Annotated in this window: 15 protein-coding genes; 3 read left to right on the forward strand and 12 right to left on the reverse strand. The window is 45.4% G+C overall.

The window, feature by feature from the left end:
• Positions 1-16: 16 nt before the first annotated feature.
• The 11 genes from BLT91_RS12780 to BLT91_RS12830 all read right to left on the reverse strand — a co-directional run bounded on the left by BLT91_RS12780 (position 17) and on the right by BLT91_RS12830 (position 11080).
• A complete protein-coding gene (locus BLT91_RS12780) occupies positions 17-427 on the reverse strand; it encodes a MerR family transcriptional regulator (RefSeq protein ID WP_047676992.1) in 411 nt (136 codons plus the stop codon).
• A 94-nt stretch (positions 428-521) separates the two neighbouring features.
• Positions 522-1772: a methionine gamma-lyase family protein gene (locus tag BLT91_RS12785; RefSeq protein ID WP_090821402.1), complete on the reverse strand. Its 1251-nt coding sequence runs from the start codon at positions 1770-1772 to the stop codon at positions 522-524.
• 2 nt (positions 1773-1774) lie between these two features.
• Positions 1775-3100 carry a GTPase HflX gene (gene hflX, locus BLT91_RS12790; protein WP_090821404.1) on the reverse strand — a complete coding sequence of 442 codons (1326 nt, stop codon included), beginning with the start codon at positions 3098-3100 and terminating at the stop codon, positions 1775-1777.
• A gap of 190 nt (positions 3101-3290) precedes the next feature.
• Complete coding sequence (efeB, locus tag BLT91_RS12795; protein WP_090821406.1) at positions 3291-4568, reverse strand: iron uptake transporter deferrochelatase/peroxidase subunit; 1278 nt, start codon at positions 4566-4568, stop codon at positions 3291-3293.
• 28 nt (positions 4569-4596) lie between these two features.
• Complete coding sequence (locus BLT91_RS12800) at positions 4597-5763, reverse strand: EfeM/EfeO family lipoprotein (protein ID WP_090821408.1); 1167 nt, start codon at positions 5761-5763, stop codon at positions 4597-4599.
• 29 nt (positions 5764-5792) lie between these two features.
• Positions 5793-7280, reverse strand: a complete 1488-nt coding sequence (locus BLT91_RS12805; protein ID WP_090821410.1) for an FTR1 family iron permease — start codon at positions 7278-7280, stop codon at positions 5793-5795.
• Positions 7281-7451: 171 nt separating this feature from the next.
• Positions 7452-8429 carry an AAA family ATPase gene (locus tag BLT91_RS12810; RefSeq protein ID WP_090821412.1) on the reverse strand — a complete coding sequence of 326 codons (978 nt, stop codon included), beginning with the start codon at positions 8427-8429 and terminating at the stop codon, positions 7452-7454.
• A 167-nt stretch (positions 8430-8596) separates the two neighbouring features.
• Positions 8597-8902 (reverse strand): antibiotic biosynthesis monooxygenase family protein, encoded by a 306-nt coding sequence (locus tag BLT91_RS12815; RefSeq protein ID WP_090821413.1) that lies wholly within the window; start codon positions 8900-8902, stop codon positions 8597-8599.
• A gap of 27 nt (positions 8903-8929) precedes the next feature.
• Positions 8930-9556: a histidine phosphatase family protein gene (locus BLT91_RS12820; protein ID WP_090821415.1), complete on the reverse strand. Its 627-nt coding sequence runs from the start codon at positions 9554-9556 to the stop codon at positions 8930-8932.
• Between the two features lie 23 nt (positions 9557-9579).
• Positions 9580-10581, reverse strand: a complete 1002-nt coding sequence (locus tag BLT91_RS12825) for a lipoate--protein ligase (protein WP_090821417.1) — start codon at positions 10579-10581, stop codon at positions 9580-9582.
• 13 nt (positions 10582-10594) lie between these two features.
• Positions 10595-11080 (reverse strand): GNAT family N-acetyltransferase, encoded by a 486-nt coding sequence (locus BLT91_RS12830; protein WP_090821419.1) that lies wholly within the window; start codon positions 11078-11080, stop codon positions 10595-10597.
• A 158-nt stretch (positions 11081-11238) separates the two neighbouring features.
• On the opposite strand from BLT91_RS12830, the gene BLT91_RS12835 reads away from it, so the two are divergent.
• Genes BLT91_RS12835 through BLT91_RS12845 form a run of 3 tightly spaced genes read left to right on the forward strand, consistent with a single transcriptional unit; the run spans position 11239 to position 12922 of the window.
• Entirely contained in the window at positions 11239-11682 is a 444-nt protein-coding gene (locus BLT91_RS12835; RefSeq protein ID WP_090821423.1) for a GNAT family N-acetyltransferase, cg3035/Rv0428c family, read from the forward strand.
• A gap of 16 nt (positions 11683-11698) precedes the next feature.
• Entirely contained in the window at positions 11699-12016 is a 318-nt protein-coding gene (locus BLT91_RS12840; RefSeq protein WP_090821425.1) for a GNAT family N-acetyltransferase, read from the forward strand.
• Between the two features lie 36 nt (positions 12017-12052).
• Entirely contained in the window at positions 12053-12922 is an 870-nt protein-coding gene (locus BLT91_RS12845) for an SDR family oxidoreductase (protein WP_090821427.1), read from the forward strand.
• 72 nt (positions 12923-12994) lie between these two features.
• On the opposite strand, the gene BLT91_RS12850 is transcribed toward BLT91_RS12845, so the two are convergent.
• Positions 12995-13690: a YdcF family protein gene (locus BLT91_RS12850; RefSeq protein WP_254776920.1), complete on the reverse strand. Its 696-nt coding sequence runs from the start codon at positions 13688-13690 to the stop codon at positions 12995-12997.

Below are 13690 nucleotides of genomic sequence, written 5' to 3' on the forward strand. Positions count from 1 at the left end.
GAACGATTACGAAATGTTATTTATAAAATCGGGAAAGTTGCCCTTGAATTAAGGAAACCTGATCTGGGCGTTTACCTCCGCCAATCAACTGCTGCTTAAGCATTTTGTGCAGCTGCGAGTCGGTCAACTCTTTACGCTTAACTTCCGTGTGTTCGTTTAGAATCGTTGCATCTTCTGAATCTTTATCAACAGGGATGAGCACCTGCTTAATCCCCGCAATGTTCACACCTTTTTCAATTAAATCCTTGATCTCGAGAAGTCGTTCTACATCGTTAAAAGAGTAGAGACGTTGGTTACCAGCCGTTCTAGCCGGGATAATGAGTTCATGTTGCTCATAATAGCGGATTTGTCTCGCGGTTAAATCGGTCAGCTTCATGACGATCCCAATCGGGAATAACGCCATATTTCTACGTATTTCATCACTCATGCTATCACTCCTGCTTAGTCAAGTACCTCACCCTTATTGTACCTTTCTAACAAAAATGTGTCAAGGAGTGTCAGGTTTGTTCACAGTCTTTTTTTCACAACAATCCCTTGTCTTCCATATGCTGGATTGCTGTAAGTACCCCTAACTTACAGTGTGAGTAGGTAAGTCCACCCTGCATATACGCGATGTAAGGCTCACGTATCGGTGCATCCGCTGATAGTTCTAGACTGCCGCCTTGGATGAACGTCCCGGCCGCCATAATGACGGGATGCTCATATCCGGGCATATCCCACGGCTCTGGAACAACGTGCGAATCTACGGCAGCCGCCTTCTGTATGCCCTGCACGAACGTGATCAAGTGATCCGCCGACGTGAAGCGAATCGCTTGGATAAGATCCGTGCGCGGCGTTTGCCAGCGCGGGTGGCTCTCGAAGCCCAGCTCTTCGAACACCGCGGCGGCGAAGACAGAGCCCTTGACCGCTTGCCCCACCAGATGAGGGGCAAGGAACAGCCCTTGAAACATTGCTCGCGTCGTACCGAGCATGGCACCGACCTCGCCCCCAATACCGGGGGCGGTCAATCGGTAGGCGGCTAGCTCCACGAGGTCGCGCCGCCCGGCGATATATCCGCCGGATGGGGCGATGCCGCCGCCGGGGTTCTTGATCAACGAGCCAGCCATGAGATCGACGCCAACCTGCGTCGGCTCCTGCAGCTCGGTGAACTCTCCGTAGCAATTATCGACGAAGACGATAAGGGCAGGGTTCACTTCCTTGACAAATCGGACCATTTCTCCGATTTGCTCGACGGTGAACGACGGCCGCCATGAGTAGCCGCGCGAACGCTGAATGCCGATCAACTTCGTGTTCGGCTGAATGGCTGCCGTGATCGCAGACCAGTCTGGTGCGCCTTCTTCGGTCAAAGCGACCTCGCTGTACACGATGCCAAAGTCCTGCAGCGAACCCTTGCCGTCACCAGGCTTCCCAATTACCTTATGCAACGTATCATAAGGCTTACCCGTTATGTAAAGAAGATGTTCACCTGGGCGTAGAACACCAAACAAAGCTGTGCCTATCGTATGCGTGCCCGATACAAAGTGGGGGCGAACTAGTGCTGCTTCAGCTCCCATCGCATCTGCATACACAAGATCCAGCACTTCTCTGCCGCGGTCATTGTATCCGTAGCCTGTCGAAGAAGCGAAGTGGTAATCGCTTACCTTATGTTTTTGGAAAGCGCTAATCACTTTCCATTGATTAAGATCAATCGTTTTCTCGATCTGACGAAAAGCGCTTTCTACCCGGCGTTCAGCGCTTTCCATTAATGCCATAACTTTATCCCCGAATTGCATGATTAGTAAATCTCTCCCTCATTATCTTGAACCTCTTGCTGAGCATGTTGATCATAAGCCACTAATTGATAGGCCAATTTCACATAATCATCCTTGTTCACACGTACTTTAAACAGCATATCTTCCCCGTCCACTTCCGTCTCCAGCACATCGCCAATTCGGTACATAAGGGAAATGATATCTCCCTTGTCAGCTGGAATGCGGAACTCTTTACTCTCGCCCATCAGCTTCTCTTGAATGGCGATTCGCAGGCGCTCCAAATCATCAGAGTTGTACGCACTGATTTTCAGAAACTCACCTTCGGTTGACAACATTTCCATTTCCTCTTGCGAGCAAAGATCAATTTTATTGTAAATGGTCAGCTGTTCCTTCTGATGTGCCCCCAGTTCTTCCAATACCTCTGCGACGACGCGCATTTGCTCATTTCGCATATCTGTAGAGCTATCTACAACATGCAGGATCAGATCGGCTTCATTGGCCTCTTCAAGCGTGGCACGGAACGATGCGACAAGATCATGCGGCAGATTTTGAATAAAGCCTACGGTATCTGTTAGAACGATTTCCTTGCCGCTTGGCAATTCCATCGTCCGTGAAGTCGGATCTAACGTTGCAAACAATTGATTCTCAATATAAACGTCTGCTTGTGTCAATTGTTTCAATAAAGTTGATTTCCCTGCGTTCGTATACCCCACAAGGGCAACTTGAAACACACCTGTCTTCTTACGGCGTTCCCGATGTAAGGTGCGATGACGTACGACTTCTTCCAGCTGCGCCTTCAACTCGTCGATACGGCCGCGAATATGTCTACGGTCGGTCTCCAGCTTCGACTCCCCTGGACCTCTAGTTCCAATACCGCCTCCAAGCCGTGAGAGGTTTTTACCCTGTCCGGATAACCTTGGAAGCAGATAGCTAAGCTGGGCCAGCTCAACCTGAATAATACCTTCTCTTGTTTTTGCACGCTGGGCGAAGATATCCAAAATTAACTGCGTACGGTCGATGATTTTCACATCTAAGGCGGCCTCTAAGTTTCGGACTTGAGCACCTGAAAGCTCTTGATCGAAGATAGCTGTATTCCCTCCGAGCTCTTCAAGTCTTACCTTTAGCTCTTCTACTTTCCCTTTACCGATAAACCATTTAGTATCCTTCGACTCTTTATTCTGTATCATAGTCTCCAAAACAAGCACACCTGCTGTTTCCGCCAACTTGACCAGTTCTTGCAGCGAGTATTCCGCTAACAATTCATTTTTCTTCTGTTTCTGAGTGACCAAGCTGACGAGCACAGCTCGGTCATCGATCTCTTTTTCTACCATATGTGAAGTTGTTTTCATAAAGGTCTCCTTTACATCGCATTTAAACGATCGAAATGGCTCCAAATGGGCTTATTCCTTCATCATTGTGTAGGAAATGCTTGGGAAAGTCAATTTGCAGAACAGGAAAATTCAATTATAATGGTGTTCCCAATTTGCACACGAAAAAAAACCGAAAGACCAAGAGCCTTTCGGTAGCTTTCCACCTAATTTAAGTAAATAAACTTTGTCCTAAGTAAGCACCTTTAGAAGGGACACCTGGCAGTACAGCGAAATATCCCCCGCCCGTTGTATCCGTATAGGAAAGCATTTTGTCAGGAAACTTGGGATTAGTCAATCTTTTCTGGATGGATTCAAACTGCGTTTGGATATTCCTGTTGAAACACACGAACAACAGACCAGCATTGATTCGGCCAACATTATCGAGGTTATCCATGAAATTATACCCGCGGCGCAAAATGCGTTCACGCTCGGAATTCTCTCCCGTGCGCGGATTTGAAAGGCGGATATGAGAATCGAGTGCTGTAACTTCACCTTTGATATCGCCCGCGAAATTAGGACTATCAAATTCTCCACGTCCATCCATCGGTGCTCCGGAAACCTTCTGACGTCCAATAATCTCTTCTTGATCGGAATAAGATTGTTGATCCCATGTTTCAATGCGCATATGAATACGGCGAACAACCATGTAGGTGCCTCCGGCTAACCAAGATGCACCTTCTCCCGCCTCGACCCAAACATTATTTTTCATAAATTGTTCATCTTGTAAATCTGGATTAGCAGTACCATCCTTGAAGCCGAATAAGTTCCGTTTCGTCCCCTGGGACTTCACGCCCAGCTGTCCGGTCTGCTGCCATCGCAAATGGGCAACACCGCGCGCCGCTTTAGATAAGTTACGAATGGCATGGAAACAGATGATCGGATCATCTGCGCAAGCCTGGATAACGATGTCTCCATGGGTCAATTGCTCCTGAAGCGAGTCTTTATGGAAGATAGGCATTTCTGTGAGGCCAGATGGTTTACGAAATCGAAGACCGAATCGATCGACACCATCCTTCTCAAACAAGGACGCACCTACAGCGAAAGTAATCGTCAGCTTGCCCGAATCGAGCCCCAACTGTTCCCCTGTATCCAAGGGTGGAAATTTACCCTCCTGAGGCTCATCTGCTAGAGGTTTGCCTGCCATTAAAGCAGCTGCCATCTCCGTCCAAAGCTGCAGGAGCTCCTTAAGCTCTTTCACATCCTGTGTCGTCACATCGAAGGCAGCCACATTTGCAAAGTTCTGAGCAGGGGTCACGACACCCGTTTGATGAGCGCCATAAAATGAGATTGTGTCTTTCTCTGCCCCTGCAGATGCTGAAACTGGTTGAGTGTTAGAACCGCTAGGTATCGCTTGCTGTGCCTTCCCCAGCAAATCCCCCAGGACAACGCCAGCAGCCCCTGCCGCCGTCATCCCCAAAAAAGCACGGCGATTCATTTTGTCTCCCATTGCCGTTGTTTCCCCTTTCCTAATCCCCTTATTTACTTAACGTCCCTGGCATTTTTACTAGTGACTCAGCAAATGTTTCCAATTTATTTTTCAAATCTTTTTGTTTGGCTTGTTCAATTTTGCCGAAATCGTTCCAAACTGCACCAACAGGTGAAAGTGTGTTCATTGTTTCTATTACCGCAGCTAAGCTTTTGCTGATTTTCTCATCTAGTGCAGGATCTTTCTTTTTCAACTCACTTTTTATGAGTTCATAGATCGCTTGTGCACCCTCAACGTTAGCTCGGATAACGGGTACTGTCGCTCCACTCCAGCGCTCTTCTTCACCAGTGATTTTTTTGGATTGTGCTTCCTCCATCAACTCACCAACACCAGCGATAAAGTCAATAGGTTCGATTGAAGTGGCCGCGATCGCTTGCTGCATTTTCTTGCCATCTTCTAATAAACGCGTTGAGAATGATTCAGCTTCTTTCACGTTCTTTTTCACAAATAGCAAATACTCTATACGATGATATCCCGTGAAATCAGGGTCATTTTCATTTTTAAAATCATCCACACGAGCATCCATAACACCATCTAGCTCGCTAAAAGTCTCGATAATAGGCTCAATTCTCTCATAGGGCATTCGTGATTGACCATAGGATACTTGTGCCTTTTTCAAATCACCGCTCTTCACAGCAGCATCCAATTGCTCTAGGCCGGCAACTAATTGTTTTCCTTGTTCTTGAACGTATTTATTATAGGCTATTGCTGCCGCTTGAAGCTCTTTGGATGCTGTGATGACATCTTTATTGACAGCACCTTTGTTATTGCTCAGGGAAGTACTGAGCTCCGTTATTGCTGCTTTCAAATTGTTATTCAATGCGGTCAATGTCGCATAATCCAGCTTGTCTTGTTTCAAGCCCGCTTCTAGTGGAGTCAGAAATTTCTCTACTTTAAAATACAACTCTGGAAATTTTGGCTTTACTTCATCTTCAAAGCTAGCCCATTGATCTTCAAGCAGGGTTGATTGCTTCTTCGGATCTTTAACCTTATTAGCGTCCAGTTGACCTTTCAACTGCTCAATGCTTGAAAGGAGTGCCGCTGAGCCTTCTTTTAACGGCACTTTGGTCAACTCCGTTGATACTGTTTTACCACAGCCTGCGAGTATAAGTGTTGTAGCTGCTGCTAGAATAATAAGTTTTTGATGTTTGTTCATGAACTAAATCCCTCCACTTTTCTCTATAATTAAGCTTTATTTGATAAATCCAAATTCCTGATTTGAATTGTTTTACGTCGGTCCAAGATGACCGCGAACAGAGCAGATACCAACAATAGAAATTGCGGAATCGCACTCTCTAACGTCGGGTATAACGCAATAACGTCCCAGCTTGGCAGCCAGGAGGCCGTCGTTGCAGGCACATAACCAGCCAATTGAAGTCCGTGAACGCCCATCCCCGTAAATTTAAAGCAAAGATAAAAGACGAAGAAGCTTGAAACAAGAAAGAAAGGACGCATAGGAATACGCAAGCCAATTTTCAGAATTAAGAAAGCGACAATCAGCAGTATGACAACCCCAATGACAATGCCTCCAATCAGTGAGCTTAACGAAATCGAGGACGCCATCCCAATCATGAAGAGGACTGTCTCCGTACCTTCACGGAAAACAGCAAGAAAAGCAAGCAGACTTAGTGAAACTAGACTCCCGGTTGCTAAAGCTTTTACGCTCTGATCCCTTATGTATTTCTGCCAGTTAGAAACGCTTGATTTGCTATGCAGCCAGTAGCTCATATACAGCAGCATGACAGCAGCAAAAATTCCTGTACAACCAGCAATTAAGAAGTTGTTATTGCCAAATGCACTTGTGGAAAACAACTGCTGAACAATAATACCAAGCGCCAAACTTACAAGTAAGCCTCCAAGCACTCCGTACCAAATCCATTGCTTCTTCTCACTATGACCCGACTTATTAAGGAATCCGAGCAAGGCAATCACGACTAACAAAGCTTCCAGCCCCTCTCGAAGCAAAATAGTAGTAGCATCCAACATGGTGTAGGTTGTTTTGGCTGCTAAAGGCTGTAAATCGGCATGCATTTTTGCAATTGTTGCTGAAGCATCACTAACTTGAACAGGTTTAGCAGACAGCTGCGCGTAGGCTGTAACCATGTCTCTTTCCATCGACGTGTATACAGATGAGGATTGCGTAAGTACGTTTCCTTCAATTTGCAACCAGGACTTGCGAAGGGTTTGAACGCTTGCTAAAGCACCTTCGAGATCGTTCTGCTTTAATTGATCAGCCGCTTTCTCCAGTAAAGAAACCAATGAGCCCACCGTTACATTCTCACTACTCTGAGCTACTTTACCGAATGCATCCAGATTCCCATCTATGAAGTTCTTGTTGAGATTGTGTAGTTCTTTCAGTCCCGCAATAAGCTTCTGGGAGTCAATTGGCTGCTTTAGCGTTTGGAAAGATACTTCCCCCATCGCTTGTTCAATCTTCTGATACGCTGCCAGCGAGCGCTCTTTAATACCACCTTCATAGGTCAACCAGTTCTTTTGAAACGTATCGAACAGTTTGGAGGCTTCCTCCAATTTCCCGCTCTCCGCAGCTTGAATGGCGCGAATAATACCCTCATCACCCTTGGCTAGATCATCTTCCGCTTTTGCACCAACCGTTAAAGGCACGGACAGAAACATCAGCAGCACTATCCAAGTCACAAACAAAACTCTATGCATGATTCACAACTCCCTATAGAAAATAAAACCAAATTTCAAGTTTCCATTAATATTGATAATCATTATCACTCGATCACTCTGTTTATTTTACGCCATTCATCCCATCTGTCAATTCTTTTTTGCAAGAAAAAAAGCCATTTAACTTAGATAAGTTAAACCGCTTTAGAAATTTCATTTAAATTTCATATCTTCAGGCCTAATCGACATTAATTCAAATTTGGAAGGCGCATTTACATATTGGCTAAGTAATCTTACCGCTTGATGCCGCATCGCTTTCTCCAGAATGTTTCTAACATATCTTGCATTGCTAAATGCACGCCATGTAGTGGCTTTCTCTTCAGTCAAATGCTGCTTAAGCTTTACGAGCGTTTGCGGAAGAAGAACATACTCGCGGTCTTTCGCCATGAGCTCGGTAATCTGAATCAGCTGTTCAATCGGATAATCCTCAAAATCAATTTGAATTGGAAACCTCGATGGAAGCCCTGGATTCGTTGACAGAAACTGCTCCATTTCATCGCTATACCCAGCTAGGATTAGAATGAATTCATTCTTCTTATCCTCCATTCCTTTGACTAGTGCATCAATCGATTCCTTTCCAAAATCCTTATCCCCTCCACGCGCTAAACTGTAGGCTTCATCGATAAACAGGATGCCGCCCATTGCTTTTTTCATCAACTCACGTGTCTTAAGAGCTGTATGCCCAATGTATTCACCTACGAGATCCGCGCGCTCCACCTCGATGAAATGGCCCTTGCTCAAAACACCCATCGCGTGAAACATGCGGCCCATAAGACGAGCTACCGTCGTTTTACCTGTTCCGGGGCTCCCTTTGAAAATCATATGGTACACATGCGCATTGCTTATCAGACCAGCTTCAGCGCGGAATTGAGAAATTTGTAAAAGCGCGTAAATTTCGTGCACCAGCTCTTTGACATTATCGAGGCCTATCAATTGATTAAGTTCTTTGAAAATATCCGAAAGCGGACCCTCGAGCGGTGTCCTTTTTCCTGTTAGCTGTGGCTCGGAATCGGCCAGCGGCGAAGCGTGGGTCTGGTCGCCTACTCCATCAACTGCTCGCTTATGCATTCCAGACTCTGGCTGCCGCAAGACGATGTTGATCTGTCTGGATGGCAAGCTTCGACCACTCATGAGGATCACCTCGTTTACATGATGAATTTGATGGTTAGTATCAATCCATCCTACGCTCGTTTGATGCATTTTAGACCGCAGTCGTCTTTAATGATGCTCAACCTACCGCCATTATCGCTCTCACAGACAAAAAAATCCTCCGGCAGCATCACCAGAGACTCTCAACTTCATTTTGCACCGTAAGATTGGGTTAGGCTATAATGCTCAACCACCGGAAACGGATCATAGAAATGATGCAGCAGCTTGCGCCACTCCTGATATTCAGCAGAACCGCGGAAACCTACGGTGTGATCATCAAGTGTTTCCCATTGAACGAATAGCAAGTATTTGTTGCTATCCTCAATACAAGTCTGCAACTCATGAGAAATGTAACCTTTCATCGATGAAATAATGGATGATGCTTGGCGAAAAGCCGCTTCGAACTCTGCATTTTTCCCTGTAATTACAGGAAGAACAGCTACTTCTAAAATCATGTATACATCCTCCATTCGAATCCAATTTTAGAAGCCAAATGCTTCTTCTTGAAAATGAGACGTATCTCCGTGAAGACGGATATTAGGCTCATTATCTATCATTTCTACAAGACTTAGGCAAGTAGGATGAAAATAGGGCGGGTTCCATAGGTCTGTAAATGCTCTTCCTTCAAAATAAGCCATTATGATTTTCAACGTGACCGTGTGTGAAACCAAGCCTATTGTTTTTCCAGTATGCTCCTTAAGCAGCAGCATTAGAGCAGGAATGACGCGAGCCTGTAGATCGTCATATGACTCACCCTTCGTTGGTCTATATAGGTCTGGGGTATGCCAGAACGCATGATAGTTATCAGAATCAAATTCCTCAATTTCAGCAGAAACTCGCCCCTCCCATGCACCTAGATTCATCTCTCTCCAATCGTCCGAGGAATGAATTGATAAGTCACGCGAGCCTTTCACAATATGAGCTGTTTGCATAGTACGCCCGCTGCTGCTTGAGTATAGCACATCAAACGGAACATCCTTCAATGCGTTAGACAACCATGTGGCTTGCTGCTCCCCTAAAGCAGAAAGTGGCGAATCCAAGTGTCCTTGCATTCTGCGCTCCACATTCCACACCGTTTCCCCATGCCGGATTAAATAAAGCTTTGTCATCGCAAGAACTCCCCTACTGGTAGTTAAGGTAACATCAATAATGCTATAAAAGACTCCAAATCCATCGCACCAAAGTAACGATGCAGCTCAATACCAGCCAGTCGCTCCCTTAACGCGAACTCTTCGTACCGAGAACCACGTAACGCTTCCTCCAGCTCTGCTACATCGCTAGCTCCGAAGAAGTCCCCATATATTTTCAAATGATGTATATGACCTTCTTCAATATCTAATCGCACATCTAACTTACCAACACCTTCGAAACGTTTGGAGTTTTGTACGGTGCTTTTGGGCGATTTACCGTAATTCCAGTCCCAGTTCTGGTAGCGCTCTTCGGATAGCTCGTGAATACGGCCCCAATCTTCCTCAGAGAGCTTGTATGAGGGAACCTTTGACGCCTCCTCACCAAAGATAGACTCTAGCAGTTTCATCCGGAAATCCTCAATCGTAATGGACTTTTCCAGAAACTCTACAATGTTAGCGACCCTGCTGCGAATCGATTTAATGCCTTTGGACTGAATTTTGTCGGGACTAACCTTGAGGGCCGATACGACGTTTTCGATCTCAGAATCGAATAGAAGTGTCCCGTGACTGAACATCCTACCTTTAGTCGCAAATTGAGCATTTCCTGAAATTTTGCGTTCACCGACTTGGATATCGTTCCGACCCGTTAATGCCGCTTCAACACCAAGCTGGCGAAGCGCTTTAACTACAGGCTCAGTGAATTTTTGGAAATTGTGAAAAGAGTTTCCGTCATCTTGGGTTATGAAGCTGAAATTCAGATTGCCCAAATCATGATACACTGCTCCGCCACCCGATAACCTGCGAACCACGTGCAGATGGTTCTCTTTAACATATTCAGGATTGATTTCTTCCAACGTATTTTGATTTTTACCTATAATGATAGACGGTTCGTTGATATAAAAAAGCAAATAACTCTCCTGATTAGGAAGATGTCTTAAGACATATTCCTCAATGGCCAAATTAATACGGGGATCTGTAATCCCTTCATTATCGATAAAAAGCATGATCGCACTCCCTTCATTTTTGTATTTTAATAGTGGTCGTCATGGTACGATTTAATGTCATCATCCCTAAGGATTTATAAAAAGCTATGGCACGGTCATTAAATTCCCAAACGTTTAATTCCAGCGAAGAAGCTGCTCGCTCTTCGGCCCAGGCTACAGAAGCCCTATATAGCTTGGTACCAATACCCTGACGCTGAAAGTCCGGTGAGATAGCCAGTTCATTTAAATAGGCATAAGTTCGAGGAACTAGCGCTTCATAGGAAGGGCTTTTCTTCATTTCCAGCATAGCCAAACCAACCACCAAGCCATCCAAATCTGCTATGAATATCACTTTGTTCTGTTGATCCGAGAAGCTGCGGTACCAGCCCATGGCAACAACGCGATCTAACCTGGCAAATCGATCAGGCAAAGCATCTGCATGCTCCTCCTGCCCGACACGAATTATGGCATTTACGGCCTCGTAATCTTCCGAACGTGCCGTACGTATGATGAGTTCCAAGAAAATCCACCTCCTGTAACCTGTTAACGGGTTCGTTCCGTTGCTTCATAGCTTATATCAAAGAACAAAACTTTTCCACTTTACTGTATTGAATATTTATACATTAATATGTATATTTATTAATATTATTAAAATATTTGGAGAGGAGATTGCTGCAATTGAACGAAAAAAAAGATTTTTATACCACTATTGATACCGTGGCTTCAAATACTTGGCCTGCCGAATCATCAGCTTTCATCGACAAGTGGCTCCTACGGGCCTCTCAAGGCATTACCAAACGTGCAAACAGTGTGCTTACGATTAGCGAATATCCGAATAATTCAAATTGGCTAGCGAAAATAGAACATTTCTATCACGCTCTTGGCTTACCCGCTATTTTTCAAATCAGCAGCACTTCCCCACAGGATCTGGATGAGCTTCTTCAAAAAAATGGTTATGCGATAGATACGCCATGTTTGATGATGACCGCTGCCAGTCAGGAGGTAGCTGAGAGAGCACAGAATAAGATGCAGATGAAAAACGCGCCCTTTACGACGGAATGGGCACAAGTTGCTGATACTGAATGGGTTGACGCTTTTCTCACGCTCGAAAACCTTCTATAGCGGTCTATTTGAACGGATGCCTGTTACAAAAGGGTTCGTCAAGCTCAAACAAGATGGTCAAATCATCGCACTAGGCACCGCTATTGTCCAGGAAGAATGGGCAGGCTTTGTAAATGTTGTTATCCAAGAGGAACACCGCGGAAAAGGACTTGGTTACGCAATTATGCATGCGCTAACCGACTGGAGTTTGGAAAATGGAGCTGTAAGGCAATATTTGCAGGTCATAGCCTCCAATAAACCTGCGGTAACCTTGTATCAAAAGCTCGGCTATCGAGCTAGCTTTGGGTATCATTACCGAATTAAGTATGATTTACAGCCCTTTGCATCATCCTAACTAAGAATTTGTATAGGATGAAAGGAGTAACACATTATGGCAACAGCAACACAAAAGAAACCTGTTTTTCCACCCCAACACCAGAACCAACAACCAGGCATTGAGTCCAAAATGAATCCTCTTCCTGTCTTTGAGAATGCTGATTACAAAGCAGCTGGCAAGCTGAAGGATAAAGTCGCTCTTATTACCGGTGGCGATAGCGGGATAGGCAGAGCGGTCGCAGTTGCCTATGCCAAAGAAGGCGCCGACGTCGTATTGGTCTATCTGAACGAGCATACCGATGCGGAAGAAACGCAGCGTCATGTGGAGAAGGCAGGACGCCAATGCTTGCATGTCGCAGGAGACATTGGCGACGAAAACTTCTGCAAGAAGATTATTGAACAAACTGTGGGGAAGTTCGGTAAGCTCGATATTCTAGTTAACAATGCAGCGGAGCAGCATCCGCAGCCAAGCATTGAGAATATCACATCGCAGCAGCTGGAGCGGACATTTCGAACGAATATTTTCTCATTCTTTTATTTAACTAAAGCTGCTCTTCCCCATCTAAAGTCCGGAAGTGCCATTATTAACACGGCTTCCATTACGGCATATCACGGTCATGAGCAGCTGATCGATTACTCCGCTACGAAAGGCGCCATTGTCACCTTCACACGATCCCTCTCACTTCAGCTAAACCCTAAAGGCATACGCGTGAACGCTGTCGCCCCAGGACCGATCTGGACACCTCTCATTCCTTCTACCTTCACAGCAGAGGAAGTGGCTACGTTCGGCTCGACCACACCGATGAAACGTGCAGGTCAGCCTAGTGAGCTCGCAGCCAGCTATGTTTTCCTGGCCAGTGAGGATTCATCCTATATGGCCGGGCAGGTGCTTCATGTGAACGGGGGAGCCATTGTGAACGGGTAACTAACATAAATGCAAAAAAGCATGACTTTTAAGTGGAGAGCTTCCGCTTATAGGCCATGCTTTTTTTTATCGCTAAATGCCTGTCTTCAGCAGCAGCTTTGTCCACATCCACTTCGTATAGGCTAGCGTTTCTCTGGCTTCATGGTACGGCATGAATAGCACTTCTGACTTTGTTGACGATATAAGAGGCTGCTTCAAACCTATCGTTTCCGCAATATCTAATGAACGCGAACCATGATACCGGTGTGTCACAATGATCGAGCTGACAAGACCTTGCTCGTCCATAATTTGTTTGCTGAATAATAAATTCTCATACGTGCTTGTTGCCCGCGGCTCTAGCAAGATACTCTTCGAGGGAAGTCCTTTTTTCACCAAATAATCACGCATTCCTTCCGCCTCCGTCAATTTGGAGCCGTTATGGTCCAGACCTCCGGTGACAATCAGTTGTTTGAACTTTCCCTGTTTATACAGATTCAGAGCCAGATCAAGTCGCTCCTGAAGTCCCGGGCTTGGGATATCTTGACGCAAGGAAGCTCCAAGAACAATACCCACATCAACTTGTTTAGGAAGCGTTTGATCGGGGGACACTTGAACTTTCCATTGAATGTAAATGATCCAGGAAACAACCAAAAGGAACAAGATGACAATAATTCGAAATAAGGTTAAGAGTGTTCGATGAAGGCCCGACTTTTGAACAGACTTCCTAGCCTTTCTTGGTTTGGGAGAAGTGGATCGTTGTTTTTTGTTCATGTTTGCTTTTACCGTCAT

Origin of the sequence: Paenibacillus sp. yr247 (genome assembly GCF_900103825.1) — a bacterium.
Classification (GTDB): Bacteria; Bacillota; Bacilli; order Paenibacillales; family NBRC-103111; genus Paenibacillus_E.